The organism is Rhizohabitans arisaemae (assembly GCF_025996515.1).
GTDB lineage: Bacteria > Actinomycetota > Actinomycetes > Streptosporangiales > Streptosporangiaceae > Rhizohabitans > Rhizohabitans arisaemae.
In genome coordinates this window covers 159,613-178,205 of the sequence record NZ_BLRH01000029.1, presented here as the reverse complement: position 1 = coordinate 178,205, position 18,593 = coordinate 159,613, and the positions used below count along the sequence as shown (strand labels likewise).

Here is an 18,593-nt window from a genome sequence, read left to right as displayed (position 1 = left end):
CGATCCCCCCATCCCTCAAGGACAATCTGTGAAGGCTCGACTCCGCGTATCGGCCGCACTGGCGGCCGGTTCGCTCCTCCTCTCCGCCCTGGTGACCGGCCCCTCGGCCGTCGCGGTCGCCCCGGAGACCATGACCGAGGCGTTCACCCGCGCCGCCGGCGCCTATGAGGTTCCGCGTGATCTGCTGGTCACGCTCGCCTACGCCGAGACCCGCCTCGACGGCCATGGCGGCGAGCCCAGCGCGAGCGGCGGCTACGGGGTGATGCACCTGGTCAGCAACCCCACCACCCAGACGCTGGAGCGTGCGGCCACGCTGACGAACCAGCCGGTCGCGGCGCTGAAGACCGACGACGCCGCCAACATCACCGGCGGCGCGGCCGTCCTGCGCGCCTACGCCGACGATCTCGGCCTGGACGCGACGGCCCGCAAGGACCTGGGACGGTGGTATCGGGCGCTGGCCAAGTACGGCAACGCCGCCTCGCCGGAGGTGGCCAGGCTCTACGCCGACACGGTGTACGACCTGCTGGCGCAGGGTGTCACCGCCCAGACGCCCGACGGCGAGACCGTCACCGTGCCGCCGCAGTCCGTCCGGCCCGACCGCGGTGCCTACGCCTCGGCCCGGGACCTGAACCGGAGCGCCACGGCCGCGGCCGGCTCCGTGGACTACCCGTCGGCTCGCTGGGTGCCCGCCCACCCGAGCAACTACGCCGTCGCCAACCGCCCGACCAGCGCGGCGATCGACCGGATCGTCATCCACGTGACCCAGGGCTCCTACGCCGGGGCGATCTCCTGGTTCCAGAACGGTCCCCGTCCCAACCCCACCTCGGCGCACTACGTCATCCGTTCCTCCGACGGTGACGTCACCCAGATGGTCAAGGAGAAGAACCGGGCCTTCCACGCCGGTTCCTTCAACAACCGCTCGATCGGCATCGAGCACGAGGGGTACGTGAGCAACCCCTCCTGGTTCACCGACTCGATGTACCGGGCCTCCGCCGCGCTGGTCCGCAACATCGCCGGCCGGTACAACATCCCCAAGAACCGCACGACCATCGTGGGGCACCACGCGGTCCCGGGTGCCACCCACACCGACCCCGGTCAGCACTGGGACTGGAACCGGTACATGCAGTACGTCAACGCCGGTGGCGGCGGTGGCGGGGGCGGTGGCACCAACCCGCACACCCCGCAGTCGGTCTGCGGCAGCGGCTACCGGGTGATCGACCAGGCCGCGCTGGGCACGGCGGGCACGGTCTACCTGCTGTACAACTCGGCCAACCGCAACAACTGTGTGGCCACCGTCAAGAAGACCTCGCTGGGCAAGGCCACCGCTGTCAGCGCCTACTTGGAAGTCAAGGGCAAGAAGCGAGTCACCGACTCGGGCAACTTCGAGTACTTCGCCGGCCCGGTACGGGCGATCGCCGCCGGCAAGTGCGTGAAGTGGGGTGGCAAGGCCGGCTCGTCGGCCTACAACAGCCCCTTCGAACACTGCCAATAACGCAAAACCCCGGGTGGTACGGCGTGCGCCGTGCCACCCGGCACGCTGTCCCGCTCCCTTCGCCGGTCAGCGAAACCGTCGCGGTCCCCGGCCTTTGCGCCGTACCCGGCCGTCGGTCTTCAAACGGTCTTGACAATCCGCCGTCGGGGTCGCGGACATCCGCGGACCCTGATTCGCGATGCGGATGGCCCCACCGCCCTTGACTGGGATCGCGTTCCCGTCCGCCGGACCCGGTGGACCGTTTCACCCTCTCCACCGTGGTGGACGGCGCCGTGTGCCCGTACCGCTCGGCTCAGGTCAGGCCCCTCTCACCTTGAGCTCGGCGACGAGAAAAAGCACGATCATCCGGGACCGGAACCCAGGTTTTGTTCGCCTTCGACAGGGATATGTCAAAGATCAACCGTTCATCCGCAAAGTTACCGGTGAAGCGGTACTCTGTCGGGCTGTTCCGGGTTTTTGACAGCCGTATCTAACGCGACCATCGCGCGAAACGCGATGGGAGAGGTGGTGAACAGGTCGGCGATCGCCCTACCTTCGCCACCGGACCGGGAGTGCACGGCACCACCGTGCTCGCACGCCAGGGCACCTGTCACGCGACGCCTCGACCCATGGCCTCATCCACCCCTGGGATGTCGAGGCGGCGTCATGGTTCCCGGCGCCCGATCACCGTCGGGCGTTTCTCAACCTCGCTCTGTGCCGTCCGGCTTCGACGGTGGCTCCGGCAGCCACCCTGCCCCTGCCGATTCTCCCCGAATCGGGGCGCCTACCCACGCATCGGAGGTTTCCCCAGCTCTGCGCCACACCACCGCGCCGGACGTCTGACCAATGATGAAGGAGAGCTATGCAATGCAAAGGCGTTGTTGTGCTGGTCAACCCCAACCAGGTACACCCTCCCATCGCCCCCTACGCATTGGACGTGCTGTCCACCGCGCTTGAGGCCGCCGGCTTCGAACCGCACGTGCTGGATCTGACGTTTCACCTGGACGACTGGCGGCAGGTGCTGCGCGCCTACTTCCACGGCAACCGACCGCTCCTGGTCGGCGTCACCTGCCGCAACACCGACACCGTGTACGCCTTCGAACAGCGCCCCTTCGTCAACCTGTACAAGTCGATCATCGATGAGATCCGCGGACTGACCGACTCCCCCGTCGTCGCCGGAGGCGTCGGGTTCTCCACGATGCCCTTCGCCCTCGTCGACTACCTCGGCGTCGACTTCGGGGTGAAAGGACCCGGGGAGAACATCGTCTGCGACCTGGCGGAGGCCCTGCACGCAGGCTGTTCCGCCGACGGCATCCCCGGGCTCCTCGTCAACCGGGGCTCCGGGCAGGTGGTACGGGTGCCGCCGCCCGCGCTGGGCGCGCGCCCCTCCGACGGTGCCGCCGCCCTGCCTTTTCCCACCGGCCACAACGAGAGCCGGGCCTGGCAGGTGGACGCCGAACGCCCCTACACCCGGCGATCGGGCGTGCCGTACCGGGTCGACAACCTCGCGTACTACCGGATGGGCGGCCTGGGCAGCATCCTCACCAAGAACGGCTGCGTCTACCGGTGCACGCAGTGCGTGGAGCCGGACGCCAAGGGCACCCGGCTCACCCGGCGGAGCATCGCCTCCGTGGTGGACGAGATGGAGTCCCTGACCGACCAGGGGATCCACGACCTGCACACGACGGACAGCGAGTTCAACCTGGCGATCGCGCACACCAAGGAGCTCCTCCGGGAGATCGTCCGGCGTAAGGACCGCGACGTCTCCACCTCGCTGCACCGCCTCCGGCTCTGGATCTACTGTCAGCCGTCCCCGTTCGACGAGGAGTTCGCGGAGCTCCTGGCGGGGGCGGGATGCGCGGGGGTGAACGTCGGCACGGACCATGTGCGCCCCGAGATGCTCGACGGATGGAAGGTCACCAAGAAGGGCACGAAGTACTACGACTTCGCGGACACGGTGCGCCTGGTGGAGCTGAGCCACCGGTACGGCATGCTCACCATGGTCGAAGCCCTCCTGGGGATGCCCGGCGAGACCCAGGAGACCATGCGCGCGTGCGTGGACACCCTGATGGAGCTGGACGCCACGGTCACCGGCTTCAGCCTGGGCCTGCGCCTGTTCCCCTACACCGACCTGGCGATCCGGCTGGCCCGGGAATGCGACGGAGTCCGTACGGTCCCCGGACTCCAGTCCAACAACGCCGTCGACCCGATCGTCTTGAAGCCGATGGCCCAATGCAGCGGCCCGGTCGAGTACGAACGGCAGTTCATGTTCGATGAGTCGGGGGATTTCCGGCTGGTCTGTTATTTCTCGCCGGATCTCCCCGAGGACCCGGCGACCGTGAACAGTCCGAACGGAATCTGGCGCGCCTCCGTCGACTTCCTCTGGGACCGTATCCCCAAATCCGAGTACTACCGGGTCATGCTCCCGACGATCGACGGAAGCAGCGAGAACGACAACAACTACGCCGACAACCCCTTCCTCACCAGCCTCAAGCGGAAGGGCTACACCGGGGCGTTCTGGGCGCATTGGCGAGACCGGGAAGCCATCATGAGCGGCACCAGCACCAGCGCCTTCCCACCGAACTGAGCACCGCGGGCGGGTCCGTACCCGGTCCCGCCCGTTCATTCGGGGGCGCGCCGAACCAGCTGACTGCGGCATCCATGGTCCGCAAAAACATCCCTATTTGGCGCCGAATCGGCGAGGGAATTACGGTCGGGGAAACAGCAATCATTGACAATCGTCATGACGGACGTATCCTCAACCATAATCGGAAGTTGTCACCGCCTGCGCGGCAATCGATTTCCAGGCCAACCACCTGACCTGGACAATGCGCCGTGGCAATCGCTTTCAAGTGACTTCAAGTGGCCCCAAGCAAGGGCCAAGTTCACCGCAAGTCCGGTCGTCGAGAATTTCCTTTGCGCGAGAAATCCGCAGAAAAAAGGAGTTCGAAAGAATGACTATTCGCATCGACGACCTCAGCGACAGCGCCGTAGAGCTCACCGACGACAACCTGGACGTTGTGATCGGCGGCCGCGAGCCTCAGCAGCCGAAGACCCCGCTCGGCGGCCCGCCCGGATGCTACGACCCCGTGATTTCCGGCATCTGATACGTCTCCGTCAAGTCGCCGATTTCACCGCGAGTCAGTCCGGCGAGGACCGGCCCGCGCGAAACCCATACCACAAAGGAACGTGAACCAATGACCGTTCGTATCGACGACCTCGACGCCTCTGCGGCTGTCGAGCTCACCGACGACGCCTTGGACACCGTCATCGGCGGTCGTGATGGCATGCTGGGCCCGAGCATGATCGTGTGCGCCGCCACCAACGGCCAGTCGGACAACTGCCGGGACTGGCAGGGCTGATCACGTGGGGTGGCACCGTCTCGCGGTGCCATCCCATCCCAAGCCGGCCCCCCGACAACGACGCGAGACAGGAATCAAGAAAATGACCATTCGCATCGACGACCTCGACGACGCTGCGGCTTTCGAGCTCACCGACGACGCCCTCGATACCGTCATCGGCGGCCGTCCGGGGATGGAGCCCGCGACCGGAAAGTACTGCACCTCGATCAACAACGGTCAGCCGGACAGCTGCAGGGACGTCAGCTAGCAACCGATCCGGGGCGGCTCCGCCCTACCACTTGAGGAAATCTGGTGATCCTGATACTCAGCAGCGAGGACGACCGATCGGTCGACCTCGTCCTCCGTAAGCTCCTCGAACGCGGTATCGAGGTCTATCGCTGGGATCCCGGCGACTTCCCCGTCTCCGCCCGGATGACGTCCCGGCTGGTCGGCGGAGCGTGGCGGCACACCCTGGTGACGGCGGACGCGGAGATCGACTCAGCGGATGTCAGCGCTGTATGGATACGGCGTCCTCGCGATCCGCGCGCGGCGTCGGACACCATGGACCCCGGCTATCGGCGGTATGTGGAGAGGATCGGACGGATCTTCCTCGACGGCTGGGAGGACACCTTCGAAACCCGCTGGTTCCCGGCACGGCTCGGCGTACTCATCCGTACCCAGAGCAAGCTGGTCAACCTTGCCGCCGCGGCCAAGCTCGGCTTCACCGTTCCCGACACCACCGTCACCAACGACCCCGAGGGCCTGGCCGTGGCGTGGTCCGAGGCGGGCGGCCGGCTCATGGCCAAGGAGGTTGAGGCCCTCCCCTACAACTTCGACGGGTTCGGGAACGCCTTCTACACCACGGCGGTCACCCGGCGCCACCTCACCAGTCGTCACCGACTCGTCCACGCACCCGTGATCCTCCAGCCCAGGGTCGACAAGGCCGTGGAGCTGCGGATCAACGTCGTCGGCGACCAGGTCTTCACCGCGGAGATCCACTCTCAGGGATCACGGGCCACCCTCGACGACTTCCGGCACTACGAAGGCACCTTCACCGAGTACGGCGTTTACGACCTGCCGAAGGATCTGGAGCGGCGCTGCGTGGAGCTGGTCAGGTCCCTGGGGTTGGACTTCGGCTGTATCGACATGATCCTCACCCCGGAAGGCGAGTACGTGTACCTGGAACTCAATCCCAACGGTCAGTGGGGATGGGTGGAGGAGGTCACCGGCCTGCCCATCTCCGAGGCGATCGCCGAGCGCTTGGCCGCCGACGAGCGCCCGGCAGTACAGGGGGTGCCCGCGTGACCGGCTACCCGGAGACCCTCGCCGCGGCGGTGGACCTGCTCCGCGGGCTGCCGCGCGACCGTACAGGCGTACCGGACGCGAAGCGGGCCGTCGCCGCCTGGCGCGCCGCCCACCCCGAATCCCGCGCCCAGCTCGTCCCGGACATCCGCCCGGGCACCACGACGGTCGACTACGACCTGCTCGTCGACCATCCGGACGGCGGCACCGTCGCGATCACCGCGTCCGTCGAGGACGGCGTCCCGTGGACGATCGACCACTCGACGCACTGGGCGGCGAGCAAGGTGCTCAGTGTGGACGACGAGGAGATCTCCGTCCAGACGGCGCTGCTCACCCTGCGGGCCCACGCCGAGCGTGACCGCACCGTCCACGACGACCTCATCGACCACTGCATCTTCCAGCTCGAGACCGCAGGCGAGCCGGAACCTTCCCCGGAGGAGCTGCAGCGGGCCTCCGACGACTACCGCCGCCGGCGCGGCCTGTACAGCCGAGCCGCCATGTCCCGGTGGCTGGAAGAGGTCAACCTGACCCCCGAGGCGTACCAGAACCACCTGTACTCCGTGGCCAGGGCCAACCGGTTCCGGGACCGCGTCGAGCGCGAGTCGGCCCGAACCTACTTCGACGATCACATCCGGGAGTTCGACCAGGTGTCGGCCGTGTGGGTGCTCGGCCCCGAGTCCGGTCTCGCCGAGCTGGCCGGCCAGGACGACCCCTTCTCGGCGGTGGCCGCGGCGGTCGCGGACCTCTCCGGTGAACTCACCGTCCAGGTGGCCGACCGGATGGCGGCCGAACTGCCCGAGCCGCTGCGAAACGCCGCCGAGGGCTCGGCGGTCGGCCCCGTGCCGTACCGGGACACGTTCCTCTTCGGTGCCGTACGGCGACGTCGCCCGGCCCGGCCCGACGCCGTCGCGCTGGCCGCGGCGGGGCGGGCCGCCTTCACCGCCTACCTGGCGGACCGGCGGGCCAAGGCGCGCATCAGGTGGTTCTGGCTCTAAGCACCGCGCCTCGTCGTCGATGACGCCTCGGCGACGAGGCGCGGCACCGGCGGCGGCAGGAGATCGGCGTTCTCCCCCTTAACAGCCGATTCTCCGCCGCCGCCACGGGGACCGGCGGCGGCCGGAGATCGGCATTCTCTCCCCAACCTCCGATGCCGATCCTCCGCCGCCGCCGGTGGGGGAGCCCCCGATCGGGGCGTCCACGGACGGTACCCGGCCATCCCACTGTCCCGTCCAGCGTTTTGAGGTTCCGTTCCATGACCGACCACGACCGCACCCATCCCATGCAGGCTCCGGCCCGGTTCCGGGCGAGCCATCCGGTCGACGCCCAGGCCGCACCTTCCGGTCCCGCTCCCCAGACCTCCCCACCGGGTCCTCCCCGGTTCGCCCCGGCCGATCCCGGCCACCGGGTCGTGCCCGCCGGCCCCGCTCCGCAGGCGGCCCCTGCCGCCCCCTCCCCCGTGGCGCGCCCGGCCGGAGGTCTCTTCCGCGAGGAGGCGATCCGCCACGCGGCCGGATCCCGTGCCGCGACCCGCATGCCGCTCATGATCAGCGGTCCGTCGTTCCTGCTGCTGTGGATCGTGGTGGCCGCACTGGTGGCGTCCGGCGCCATCCTGGCCGTACTCCTTCTGGACCTGCGCCGATGAGAGACGCCGTCCTCGTCCCGCCGGCCGTCTCGGCCGTACCCGTGCCGGAGGCCGCCCGGTGAGACGCCGCCGTGTCCCCGTCATCCTGCAGAACACGGTCACCGAGTGCGGCGCCGCGTGCCTGGCCATGGTCCTCGGCCACCACGGGCAGCGCACCACCGTGCACGCGGTGTCGGAGCGGCTGGGTGTGGGCAGGGACGGGCTGACCGCACGGGCCATCCTGGAGGGTGCCCGTGAGCACGGCCTGAAGGCCCGGGCGTTCTCCCTGGCTCCCGAGGATCTGGCTCGCGTGCCGCTCCCGGCGATAGTCCACTGGGAGTTCCGCCATTTCGTGGTGGTCGAACGCCGGTCGCCGGACCGGGTGACCGTGGTCGACCCCGGTCAGGGGCGCCGGCAGCTGACCGCGGCGGAGTTCAGCGCGGGGTTTACCGGCGTCCTGCTGGCCTTCGAGCCGAGCGAGGGGTTCCAGCGCGGCTCGTCCTCGGCGGCGAGCACCTGGCGGCGGGAGTTCCTGCACACCCTGGTGCGGCGCCGCCGCGGCCTCTTCGCACAGATCGTCACGGCCTCGCTCCTGCTGCAGCTGCTGGGGCTGGCCCTGCCGTTCTTCGCCGAACTGCTCATCGACACGATCGTCCCGGAACGCGCCGTGGACCTGCTGCCGCTGCTGGGCGTGGCCGTGCTGCTGGCCGGGGTGGCGCAGTTCGTCATCGGCTACCTGCGGGCCGCCCTGCTGGTGGCGGTACGGGCCCGCGCCGACCAGGAGCTCACCGAGGGGGTGGTCGGCCACCTGGTGGCCCTGCCCTACCGGTACTTCTCCCAGCGCGGCACCGGCGACCTGGTGACCAGGGCCACCAGCGTGTCGGCCCTTCGGGACATCCTCACCGGTCAGATCGTCACGGCGCTGCTGGACGGGCCCCTCGCCATCGGCTACCTGGTGCTGGTCTACTTCCGGGATCCGGTGTTCGGGCTGGCCCTGACCGGCGTGGTGGCGCTCCAGTCACTCCTGCTGCTGGTCACCGCCCGCCGGGTCAACCTCCTGGCCCGGCAGGAGCTGACCGCCCTGTCCGCCTCACAGGGCAGCCTCATCCAGACGATCAGCGGAATCGAGACGTTGAAGGCGTCCGGCGCCGAGGAACGTGCGGTGGATCAGTGGTCGGCCCACTTCTCCAGGCAGCTCAACGCGGACGTCCGCGGCGGGCTCACCCACGGCGTCCTGGAGGCGGCACTGTCCGCGATCCGGGTGGTCACCCCGCTCGGACTGCTCTGGCTCGGCACCTGGCGGGTGCTGGAGGGCCAGCTCACCGTGGGCACGCTGATCGCGCTCAACGCCGTCGCGCTGGCCGCGCTGACCCCGCTGAGTTCGCTGATGAGCAGCCTGCAGAGCTTGCAGCAGGCGGGTGCGCACTTCGACCGGCTCTCCGACATCCTGGCCTCCGACCCCGAACCGGGCCAGGGCATCGAGGTGCTGCGGCTGCGTGGCGCCATCGACCTCGACCGGGTCGGTTTCCGCCACGATCCGCGGGCGCCCTGGACGGTGCGCGACGTCTCGGTCTCCATCCGGCCGGGGCAGAAGGTCGCCCTGGTGGGGGCTTCGGGCTCGGGCAAGAGCACGCTGGCCAAGCTGCTGCTGGCGCTGCACACCCCGACGGAGGGCGAGATCCGCTACGACGGCGTCCCGCTGCCGGAGTTGAACCTGCGCACGCTCCGCCGCCAGTTCGGGGTGGTCACCCAGGACCCTTCCCTGTTCAACGGCTCGATCCGGGAGAACATCGCGTTCAACGACCCCGACGCCACGCTGGAGCGCATCGTGGACGCGTCCGTCCTCGCCGCCTTGCACGACGAGGTGATGGCGATGCCGATGGGGTACGAGACCATGCTCACCGACGGCGGCGGTCTCTCCGGCGGTCAGCGTCAGCGGCTGGCCCTGGCCCGCGCCGTCCTGTCCCAGCCGAAGGTGCTCCTGCTCGACGAGGCCACCAGCAACCTGGACAGCGTCACCGAAGCGGCGATCGAATCCAATCTGTGCTGGCTTTCGCAGACCAGAATCGTGATCGCCCATCGGCTGAGCACGATCAGGGACGCCGATCTGATCCTGGTGCTGGACGCCGGGCGGATCGTGCAGAGCGGCACCCACGATCGGCTCATGGCCGAGGGCGGCAAGTACGCCGCGCTGGTCGCCGCCCAGGCGGCCTCCCGCTGACCCGCCGTGCGACCGCGTCCAACCTCTGAGCCGGTACGGCCGGCGGCGGCTCAGGCCGGGCGCCGCGGCGTCCCGTACCCCCTCCACCGCAGCTGACCTGAGGAGACACCAAGCAGTAAGCAAACTGAAAGGTCATAAAAATACGGTGTCAGTCACAATTTCGGATGTTCTAATCCGGGATTATCCTGCGTACCCTTGCAGGGTCGTGACTGAAGGGACAGGCCAGCTGTGGATGCCAGGGGGGCCGAGCTTCACTTTTCCGTTCTTGGACCGCTAACCGTGACGCGGGAGGGCGTCGACCTCGACCTCGGGGGGACGAGGATCAAAGCGCTGCTCGCGACCCTGCTCATCGCACAGGGCAGAGTCGTCACCGTCGATCGGATCGTGGAGGCCATCTGGGACGGGCGTTCCCCCGAATCCGCGGTCGGCACCCTTCATTCCTACGTCACCAGGCTGCGCCGAACGCTTGAGCCGGACCGCGCCCCCCGCACCGCGCACGGAATCGTGGACCGGCAAGGGCCCGGCTACACGCTGCGGGTACGGCCGGAGACGGTGGACTCCGAGCGCTTCACCGAACTCGCCAAACGCGGCTCCCGCCTGCTCAAAGAGGAACCGCTGGTGGCGGCGGAGCATCTGTCGGCCGCGCTCGCCCTCTGGCGCGGACCCGCCTACGCCGACCTGCAGGACAGTGAGGTGGCGGCGGCCGAGATCGCCCGGCTGGAAAGCGCCCGCCTCGACGCCCGCCAGGACCACGCGGCGGCCCGGCTCGCCCTGGGGGTGGACGCCTCGGTCCTCAGCGACCTGGAGGGGCTGGTCCGCGAGCACCCCCTCTCCGAGCGCGCCTGGGAGCTCCTCGCGCTCGCCCTCTACCGGAGCGGGCGGCAAGGCGGCGCCCTGGCGGCGCTGCGCACGGCCCGCGAACACCTGCTGGAAGAACTGGGCGTCGACCCGGGTCCCGGACTGCGAGCCATGGAGACCGCGGTTCTCAACCAGGATCCGGAACTGGACGGGGCCGCTCCGCGCACAAGCGTTCAGGCCGTCGTCCCCCGGCCCGCTCCCGCCGCCCCGTCGAAGAGTGCGCAGGTCTCGTCGATCCCGGCCCCGGTGACCAGACTGATCGGCCGCGACGACGACGTGGCGGGGGTCAAAGGCCTCCTGGCATCCCACCGGATCGTGACGATCACCGGCCCCGGCGGTTCCGGCAAGACGCGCACCGCGTTCGAGGCGGCCAGAGGGTACACCGTGGCCGAAGGCCCGTGGGCCGTACTCCTCGCGGACCTGACCGACCCCGCCCTCCTCCCCGACCTCGTCGGTACGACCATAGGCGCCTCGTTCGCCAAGAGCACCGCCGAGCTGACCGCCGCGATCGGCGACCGCGAGATCCTCCTCGTCCTGGACAACTGCGAGCACCTCGTGGACGAGATCGCCGCCCACGCCGAAGAGCTGGTGACGCGCTGCCCCGGCCTGCGGCTGCTCGCCACCAGCCGGGAAGCCCTCGCGATCGCGGGAGAGGTCACCTGGGAACTCCCGCCGCTGGACCCGGACGGCGCCGGCGTCGAGCTGTTCGTCGAACGAGCCGTTTCCCTGCGGCCCGGATGGCGGCCCCGCCGCGCGGAACGCGAGCTCATCGCCGAAATCTGCCGGAGCCTCGACGGGCTTCCGCTCGCCATCGAACTGGCCGCCGCCCAGACGCGGATCCTGTCCCTGGAGCAGATCCACGAAGGCCTCGACGACCGCTTCGACCTGCTGTCCTCGGGATCCCGTACGGCGCCGGCGCGGCACCGCAACCTGGAAGCGGTGATCGAGTCAAGCGTCCGCCTCCTCAGCGAGGACGAGCTGAAGCTCCTGGGCGGCCTCGCCCTGTTCGAAGGAGGCTTCGACCTGGAGGCGGCCCAGTGGCTGAGCGACCGGCCCAAAGTCCTCCCGAACCTGCGGGCGCTGATCGCCAAATCGCTGGTCACCACCGAGACCGCGGACACCCCGCGCCGCTACCGCCTCCTGGAAACGATCAAACAGTACGCGCACCGTCTGCTTACCGTGGAAGAGCGGCCCCGCTGGGCGGACCGGCACCTCGCCTGGGCGATCTCACTGGCCGACACCGCCGGCCGCCGGATGCGATCGTTCGACGCCGACATCTGGATGCGCCGGCTTCAGCAGGAACAGGCCAACATGCGCTCGGCGCTGAGCCACGCCATGTCGACCGGCGACGTCGACTCCGCACTCCGCCTCATCGCGTCGCTGTCCTGGTACTGGTATCGCACCGGCCAGGGACACGAAGGCATCGGGTGGGCGAACCGGGCGCTCGGCTCCGCCGACGCCGAGCACCCCGAGCGTGGGCAGGTCCTGGTGGGCCGGGCGATGCTGCGCTACCTCGTGGGGGACGCGCTCGGCGGCAACGAGGACGCCAACCTGGCCTCGACGACGGCCGAACGCTCCGGTGAGATCGAGGTCATCGCCCGGGCCCTCCCGTACCGGGCCTACTTCCAGCAGCTCGCGGGTGACCCCGAAGGCGCCCAGGAGCTGATCCGCGAAGCGACACAGCTGGCCCCCTCCGTCGGCCTGCCGTGGATCGAGGCGGAGGCGATGATGATCCGCGGGCAGATCACCAGGGCGAACGGGGACTTCCGGCTCGCGTCCGAACAGCTGATGCGGGCCGCCACCATCGCCGATCTGTGCGGGCACGAGTGGGCGTCCGTCTCGGCGTGGTGGATCGCCGCCAAGGTGTCCATGGACCTGGGAGACGCGAACCAGGCGATCCGCCAGGCCGCACACATGATCATCCTGCTTGACCGGGGACTGGACGTGACCAGCTGGCTCGCGGGCGTGCACGTGCTGGCCGGCGCGCTCGGCATGGCGGGACAGGCGACGCAGGGCGCGATGCTGCTCGGCGCGGTGGAGGCCATCGGCGGCCGGGTCGGCTACTCCCCCGAGGCCATGGACCCGCTGGACGGCCCGCGCAACACGTTCTCGGTACGCTCCGCCCTGCCGGAGGAGACCTACACGGAGGCGGTCGCCGTGGGCGCCTCCCTGAGCCGGGACGACGTGACCGCGATGGCCCGGCGCCTGACCACGTCGATCTGCGGGTGCCAGCACTGACCGAACCGTTCGGCGTCGGCCCGCCCCCTTCCGGTTTCCCCGGTCCGGGGCGGGCCGACCCTATGCCATGGCGCGGTGTCTCAGCGGCGGGCGAAGAGCGGAACCCACGCGCCGGGCTCCTGGCTGTTCGCCATGTAACCGGTGAGCGGCACCGCCTGCCCGCCGTCGGCGTCCACCAGCAGCAGGCGGTTGCGGAACTCACTGACCCGGCAGTTGTTCGTGCCCTCGAGTTCGCAGGCCCAGACAATCACCTTGTCCTCACCCGACCAGGCGACGCTCTGCTCGATCCAGTGGCCCGCAAGCGGACGGAGCGGGGTGGTCGTGCCCGAGGCCACGTCCTTCACCGCCACGATCGCACTCTGGTCAGGGCTGTCGACCATCAGTGATCGGCCGCTCGGCGACAGCCCCGCCTCCTGGTACGTCTCGGCCACGTGCGGCGGGGCCGGCCGGGGCCTGCCCTCGAGGTCGTAAAACCGCTTGGTCGACGGAGGCGTGCTCTGGGTCTCCCAGATCAGGCTGCCGTCCTGACTCCAGTACAGCCAGAGGTTGGCGCCTAGGTCACCGTCCACGGACGTCAGCGGACGGAAACTCACTTGGCCGCTCTTCACGTCGACCACCGAGAAGCCGGTCCGGGTGGCGGGCGATCGGTGCACGACCACCGTCCCCGACATTTCCAGTTGGCCGTGCGGGTTCGCGCTGTAGCTGGTCAGCAGCAGCTTCCCGCCGTCCGGAGACCACTTCACCGAGGACGCGGGGTGCGGCAGGTCGACCCACTTCACCTGCCGATCGGGACCCAGCACACCGACCCTGCGGGCGTGCTGCTCCTCCAGCACCGCGACGTACCCGCCGTCGGCGACGTCGACCACCGCCCACGGGGTCTTCTCGTAGGTCGCCGTGGCCGGGTTGTAGAGGTACCAGGTCTGGCGGTAGCGCTGCCGCTTGTCCGGAAGCTGCTCGTAGTCCCAGACGTAGTAGGCGTACATGGCCGCTTCAGGCGTCGCCACCAGCTTGGTGGGCGGTGCGGCGTCCGAGTCGGCCGACAGCTCCCCGGACTGCGGGAGCGCGACGGCGGGGCCGTCGACGATCAGCGAGTTGCCGGCCAAGGCGATCCTGGTGTCGTCGCCCCTGCGGGGAAGCACCGCCGGGGCGACGACGACGGCGGCGGCCACGACGGCTGCGGTGGCCCCCGCGATCACCGCGAACGTCCTGACCCGGCCGCGCCTGCGCCGGGCGAGCGCCCGGTCCGCAAGCCCGCCGGGGACTCGTGCCTCGTCCGCCCAGCGGCCAAGCGTCTCCTTCACGATTTCGTCGATCGTCATGCCATCGCCTCCCCGAGCATGGTGTACGGCTCGGCCAGCTCGGGCACGAGGACCCTGAGCTTGGCCAGTGACCGATGGGCGGTGCTGCGCACGGTCCCCACCGAGCAGCCCAGAACCGCCGCGACCTCCGCTTCGGGGAGGTCCTCGAAATAGCGCAAGACCAGCACCGCCCGCTGGCGCGGGGTGAGCCTGGCCAGCGCATGTCGTACAACGATCTTCATGTGGATCGCCTGTGTGGCGTCCTGGGCCACCCCCTCCGGTGGCTCCGCCACCGCGATCTCGCGTCTGCGCGTGGCCCGGCGCCACAGGGAAATCTGCTGGCGGTACAGGACCCGGCGCACATAGGCCTCCGGCTCATCCACGGCGTGCCACCGGGCGACCGTCTTGGCCAGCGCGATCTGGAGCAGATCCTCCGCCGCGTGCTGATCACCACCGCTCAGCAGGAAGGCCAGGCGCATCAATGCGGGGGAGCGCGCCGCCACGAAGTCGCGGAAACGTCGCTCTGCTGCGGCGTCCACGATCACCTCCACAATTCGGTTGCCCCTGAAGACGCTCGGGGCACCGGACCGCTATGGCGGCTTCCCGCTCCGACCTTTCCGCGTGACCGGAACGACCGCATCGAAGAGAACGCGCCGCGGCTCGATGGATTCACAATCTTCAGCCCGACGACCGACATGTCCCTGGTCGATGCATCCCGCTAAAACTTGAAATAGAAACATTTTCAAGTTTAAGTGTGGTCACTACGCTGATCGCCTATGACTATTCCGCGATGGCTGGCAGCAGTGACACTCGCCACCGGGTTATCCCTGGCACTCCCAGCGCACGCCAACAAAGCAGTCATGCAACCCCCCGATACGCTCCTGCGCGGGCTGGACCTCGACCGCGCGACCGTCCTCGACCTGCAGCGCGCCATGAACCGAGGACGCCTCACCTCTCCCAACGTTTGATTGTGACACTTCTGGAATCTACGTGCCTGAGCTACCGAGATTGAAGGCAAGCTACTACCCCTGGGACAGCGGGTCTCAACTTGGTATCACCGCTGGTGTTGGCTTCTACGTTGCGCATCGGTTGCTGCTGGCCACCACGGCTGCCGTGGCTCCATGACCTGGAGTGCCCGAAATGACGAAAGGCCACGGATCGAACAACCATGTCGATCCGTGGCCTTGATCACTCCGTTGGTGGCTGACTGTCCGGCGGTTGCTCGAACTCGAAGTCATCGACCGTGCCCACGGTGTACGTGAGGTAGCGCCGACCTTGACATGACTTGCACATCTCCTCGACGCCTGCGGTGACGATCTGCCGATCGACTATCGCCATGCGACCAACGACGACGTGACCCGCCCCGTAGCAGCGGGGACATATCATGCGCTCTTCCCTGATCGTCATCAGTAGGCCGTTCCTGTCCCGTTGCAGCGTTTGCAGTCAACGTATACGACTTCGGTCACCATCTGGTCGTTCTCTTGGTCGGCGGTCTGGTCTTTGGGGATGAGCCGCGCGAACTGTTGGGCATTGCTGCCACTACCGCTACAGCCTGGACACGACTCTTGTCCGCCTCCGGCGGCCTTCTTCCAGCCCATTCGAACCTCCTGCCTCCGATTGACCATCTCCGGGTCAACATTGCAAGAGGGTGTGTAGATACATCTTGCCGACTTCCAGGGTATGGACTAGAGGCAATGTGGTTAAGGCTGGGCGCTCCTAGATGGTTCGGCCAACCGCAAACGCCAACTGATCTTTGGCGTCAGACAGACCGCTTTCCTTGGTGCATAGCGCAAGAATGTTCCGAACATCCTTGTCGAGTCCGCCCGAATTAAGCATTGGTAGCAATGTGGCTAGCTTGCCCATCCACTCTGCGGCTTCGTCGAATTCACGCCTGTTAAGGAGTGAGATGGTATTTGCAGCCAAATAGCCAGCTTGCATGAGCGGGCTGAAGTCCTCACACATTGTCGCTGCCTGCGTTAGCATTCCGTGGGCAACGTTCTCGTTGAGATCGGCGAGCGCTGTACCGGAGTTGCCGATGATCGCTGCTCGACCCGCAGTGTCGAGACCATCGATTGTTAGTGCCTTATCGATGTAGTGTCTTGCCTGGGCTTTCATATGCGGATTGAGAGCAAGTGCCTGACCCATACGACAGGTCAGCCGCGCCTTAAGCTCTGACGTCAGGTCTGCCAGACTGAGACCAGATTTGGCGTACACAATCGCCTTGTCCTGTTCTCCGTTGCGTCGGGCAATGGCACTCAACGTTTGCAGGCATTCACCCTGGCTGAGGGTATCCCGGCTCCGTGCGGCGAGGTTAAGCGCCAGTTTCCCTAGAACTTCTGATTTGGCTTGCTTGCCAGGAATATCGCTAATTACAAGTGATGTCCGCCAAATCAATTCAGAGGCGGCTTTATTTGTGTGAGGGCTCGTTACGTTGCGGATTGCTGATTGTACTTGGGAAGCGTGCCGAACGGCTTCTGCCGCTACTGGTATCCCGCCTTGCATACTGGTGAGGTTGTGCAACCGGCTTGCCAGCGATTTCAAGTATTCAGGGTCTTGATAGGGGCTAGCCTGTGGGCTGGGAATGAAGGCTACTGCGGCGGCAGACGCCATGAATTCTCGTCGTTTCACTTCATCGGGTTCCTCTCTTAATGTGAGGGTGAGCTGCCACCCTATGCGCCTGAATGCCTCCTGAGCGTCTGTGATCTTGAGATCGTTCTTACGATTTATGATCTTCGATAGATACGGTTGCCGCAACCCTAGGTTTTCGGCCGTCTGGAGCTGGGTCCATCCGTAGCGGGACATGATGACCTGAAGCGCTTGGCTGAGATCGTTAGCCTCCACTAGCCCAGAGTATTCCTGACCGGAATAAAGGACTAGGGGATTCGCACATCCACATTCAGGATACGTGTTTGCCAGCGTCCGGGCCCAGAGAAGACAAAACAGACTTTTTCGACATCCGGCATCGTCTGGCGCTCCTGAAAATGGTGAACCCGCCAAAGCCGCGCGAACGATCTTGGCGGGTCCCGATCGCATGGAGGTGCGATCTATGCAGCACGCTAGTACGTCCCACGTCGGGTGGAAAGTCGATCTTTTCAGGTCGTCGGCGACCGCGCTGTATCGCCTGGACACCGGGCCTTTCCCGGTTCGGCGGGCGCGGCAACTGGTCCGCGATGTTCTTGTCGAACGGTGGGGGTTCGATCCGTCTGACGTTCTGGTCAGCGATGCGGTGACGGCGGTTTCCGAGCTGGCGACGAACGCGGAACGCTACGGGAAGACACCGTTTCTGTTGCTGGTGACGGCGTTTCCTGCGGGCGAGGGGTCCGGGGCGTGGGTGCGGGTGGGGGTGTATGACGCGAGGTCGAGGCGGCCTCGGCGCCGGTACTGGTGGCGGTGGTGGGGCTGGTGGCGTGAGCGGGGGCGGGGGCTGGACGTCGTCGAGGGGCTGGGCGTGCTGTCGGTGATCCGGCGGCCGTTCGGGGGTCGGGGCAAGATCGTGGTGGTGACCGTGGGGGCGGGCCGTCGTGTCGCGGGTGCCGTATGAGGCTCGGGTGGCTGGGCCTGGGTTCGGGGGTTGCGCTGCTGGTCCGGGCGGGGGTGACCGGGGGTGGGCACGCCGGATGAGGTCCGGGGGTTCCTGTCGGCGTTCCTGGCCTGCGCGGGTCGTCAGGGTTTGCGCGGCCGGTGGGCCGGTGCCGATGAGGTCTGGGTGTGGGTGCCCGGTGAACGGCTGGGTGTCGCGGTGAGCTGCCGGACCGTGCACGAGTACGGTCCTGCGGTTCTGCTGCTGGGAGGGACTACCCCGTTGGGCTCGGCGGGTGAGTGCGCCGATGCGGTGGCTCGGCTGAAAGGGCTGTTCGCGGTGTGGATCGAAGAAGATCAGCAAGGGTTCCGTTGATCATGAAGGGAAGAGAGATGCCGGTACATCACAAGCCGATCGTGCACCTGGGTCGCTCGATGGCGATCGTGCTGGGGCGGCTGGTGGCTGACCCTGACCGGGAGTGGCCGGAAGCCGATCTTCGAAAGGAGGCGGGGGTCACCTCGGTGGGCAACACGATGTTGCGGCTTGAGTTTCACGGCTGGGTGAGCTACACGGTGCGGCGTACCGGTCCTGATGGGAAGGCGTTTCCCAAAGCCCGCCGCTACTACAAGATCACCGCCAAGGGGCTGGATGAGGCCACAGCACGTCTTGGCGGGGTCGGCTCGTCCTCGGGTGAAGGGGGGTCGTCCCGGTGAAGGTGGGGCG

At 67.7% G+C, this 18,593-nt stretch carries 17 protein-coding genes; 13 read left to right on the top strand and 4 right to left on the bottom strand.

The genetic code is table 11. The features are described 5' to 3' along the window. Positions 1 to 28 precede the first annotated feature (28 nt). The 10 genes from RUR_RS12310 (at position 29) to RUR_RS12265 (ending at position 13,052) form a co-directional block, all read left to right on the top strand. Positions 29 to 1,492 carry an N-acetylmuramoyl-L-alanine amidase gene (locus tag RUR_RS12310; RefSeq protein WP_283135128.1) on the top strand — a complete coding sequence of 488 codons (1,464 nt, stop codon included), beginning with the start codon at positions 29 to 31 and terminating at the stop codon, positions 1,490 to 1,492. An 841-nt stretch (positions 1,493 to 2,333) separates the two neighbouring features. Next, on the top strand, positions 2,334 to 4,058 hold the full coding sequence (tsrT, locus tag RUR_RS12305) for a tryptophan 2-C-methyltransferase (RefSeq protein ID WP_283135127.1): 1,725 nt from the start codon (positions 2,334 to 2,336) through the stop codon (positions 4,056 to 4,058). 367 nt (positions 4,059 to 4,425) lie between these two features. Further along, positions 4,426 to 4,578: a hypothetical protein gene (locus tag RUR_RS12300; protein ID WP_283135126.1), complete on the top strand. Its 153-nt coding sequence runs from the start codon at positions 4,426 to 4,428 to the stop codon at positions 4,576 to 4,578. A 90-nt stretch (positions 4,579 to 4,668) separates the two neighbouring features. After that, the gene (locus RUR_RS12295; RefSeq protein ID WP_283135125.1) at positions 4,669 to 4,833 is read left to right on the top strand and encodes a hypothetical protein; all 165 of its coding nucleotides are present in this window, start codon (positions 4,669 to 4,671) and stop codon (positions 4,831 to 4,833) included. An 82-nt stretch (positions 4,834 to 4,915) separates the two neighbouring features. Further along, on the top strand, positions 4,916 to 5,080 hold the full coding sequence (locus tag RUR_RS12290; RefSeq protein ID WP_283135124.1) for a hypothetical protein: 165 nt from the start codon (positions 4,916 to 4,918) through the stop codon (positions 5,078 to 5,080). 44 nt (positions 5,081 to 5,124) lie between these two features. Next, positions 5,125 to 6,117, top strand: a complete 993-nt coding sequence (locus tag RUR_RS12285) for an MvdC/MvdD family ATP grasp protein (protein WP_283135123.1) — start codon at positions 5,125 to 5,127, stop codon at positions 6,115 to 6,117. Further along, entirely contained in the window at positions 6,114 to 7,109 is a 996-nt protein-coding gene (locus tag RUR_RS12280; protein ID WP_283135122.1) for a TIGR04500 family putative peptide maturation system protein, read from the top strand. The genes RUR_RS12285 and RUR_RS12280 overlap by 4 nt, the downstream gene beginning before the upstream one ends. A 257-nt stretch (positions 7,110 to 7,366) precedes the next feature. After that, complete coding sequence (locus RUR_RS12275) at positions 7,367 to 7,756, top strand: hypothetical protein (RefSeq protein WP_283135121.1); 390 nt, start codon at positions 7,367 to 7,369, stop codon at positions 7,754 to 7,756. A 58-nt stretch (positions 7,757 to 7,814) separates the two neighbouring features. Next, a complete protein-coding gene (locus RUR_RS12270) occupies positions 7,815 to 9,956 on the top strand; it encodes a peptidase domain-containing ABC transporter (RefSeq protein WP_283135120.1) in 2,142 nt (713 codons plus the stop codon). 279 nt (positions 9,957 to 10,235) lie between these two features. Beyond that, complete coding sequence (locus RUR_RS12265) at positions 10,236 to 13,052, top strand: AfsR/SARP family transcriptional regulator (protein ID WP_283135119.1); 2,817 nt, start codon at positions 10,236 to 10,238, stop codon at positions 13,050 to 13,052. 80 nt (positions 13,053 to 13,132) lie between these two features. Here RUR_RS12265 and RUR_RS12260 read toward each other — a convergent pair whose 3' ends face one another. The 4 genes from RUR_RS12260 to RUR_RS12245 form a co-directional block, all read right to left on the bottom strand. Further along, the gene (locus RUR_RS12260) at positions 13,133 to 14,371 is read right to left on the bottom strand and encodes a hypothetical protein (RefSeq protein WP_283135118.1); all 1,239 of its coding nucleotides are present in this window, start codon (positions 14,369 to 14,371) and stop codon (positions 13,133 to 13,135) included. After that, on the bottom strand, positions 14,368 to 14,889 hold the full coding sequence (locus tag RUR_RS12255; protein WP_283135117.1) for a SigE family RNA polymerase sigma factor: 522 nt from the start codon (positions 14,887 to 14,889) through the stop codon (positions 14,368 to 14,370). The genes RUR_RS12260 and RUR_RS12255 overlap by 4 nt, the downstream gene beginning before the upstream one ends. Before the next feature lie 649 nt (positions 14,890 to 15,538). Continuing rightward, on the bottom strand, positions 15,539 to 15,688 hold the full coding sequence (locus tag RUR_RS12250; protein ID WP_283135116.1) for a hypothetical protein: 150 nt from the start codon (positions 15,686 to 15,688) through the stop codon (positions 15,539 to 15,541). 378 nt (positions 15,689 to 16,066) lie between these two features. Next, entirely contained in the window at positions 16,067 to 17,191 is a 1,125-nt protein-coding gene (locus RUR_RS12245; protein WP_283135115.1) for a helix-turn-helix domain-containing protein, read from the bottom strand. Between the two features lie 205 nt (positions 17,192 to 17,396). Between RUR_RS12245 and RUR_RS12240 the strand changes: the two genes are divergently transcribed. From RUR_RS12240 to RUR_RS12230, 3 genes are all read left to right on the top strand, one after another. Next, the gene (locus tag RUR_RS12240; RefSeq protein ID WP_283135114.1) at positions 17,397 to 17,891 is read left to right on the top strand and encodes a hypothetical protein; all 495 of its coding nucleotides are present in this window, start codon (positions 17,397 to 17,399) and stop codon (positions 17,889 to 17,891) included. A 63-nt stretch (positions 17,892 to 17,954) separates the two neighbouring features. Then, complete coding sequence (locus tag RUR_RS12235) at positions 17,955 to 18,245, top strand: hypothetical protein (protein ID WP_283135113.1); 291 nt, start codon at positions 17,955 to 17,957, stop codon at positions 18,243 to 18,245. Beyond that, positions 18,242 to 18,583, top strand: coding sequence for a hypothetical protein (locus tag RUR_RS12230; RefSeq protein ID WP_283135112.1), 342 nt, complete (start codon positions 18,242 to 18,244; stop codon positions 18,581 to 18,583). Before RUR_RS12235 ends, RUR_RS12230 begins: the two co-directional genes overlap by 4 nt. Positions 18,584 to 18,593 lie beyond the last annotated feature (10 nt).

Bases quoted from the DNA above. Each gene is read 5' to 3' on its own strand.
- RUR_RS12290 (WP_283135124.1), top strand. From the start codon at position 4,916: ATGACCATTCGCATCGACGACCTCGACGACGCTGCGGCTTTCGAGCTC.
- tsrT (WP_283135127.1), top strand. From the start codon at position 2,334: ATGCAATGCAAAGGCGTTGTTGTGCTGGTCAACCCCAACCAGGTACAC.
- RUR_RS12275 (WP_283135121.1), top strand. From the start codon at position 7,367: ATGACCGACCACGACCGCACCCATCCCATGCAGGCTCCGGCCCGGTTC.
- RUR_RS12260 (WP_283135118.1), bottom strand. From the start codon at position 14,371: ATGACGATCGACGAAATCGTGAAGGAGACGCTTGGCCGCTGGGCGGAC.
- RUR_RS12250 (WP_283135116.1), bottom strand. From the start codon at position 15,688: ATGGCGATAGTCGATCGGCAGATCGTCACCGCAGGCGTCGAGGAGATG.
- RUR_RS12295 (WP_283135125.1), top strand. From the start codon at position 4,669: ATGACCGTTCGTATCGACGACCTCGACGCCTCTGCGGCTGTCGAGCTC.
- RUR_RS12240 (WP_283135114.1), top strand. From the start codon at position 17,397: ATGCAGCACGCTAGTACGTCCCACGTCGGGTGGAAAGTCGATCTTTTC.
- RUR_RS12300 (WP_283135126.1), top strand. From the start codon at position 4,426: ATGACTATTCGCATCGACGACCTCAGCGACAGCGCCGTAGAGCTCACC.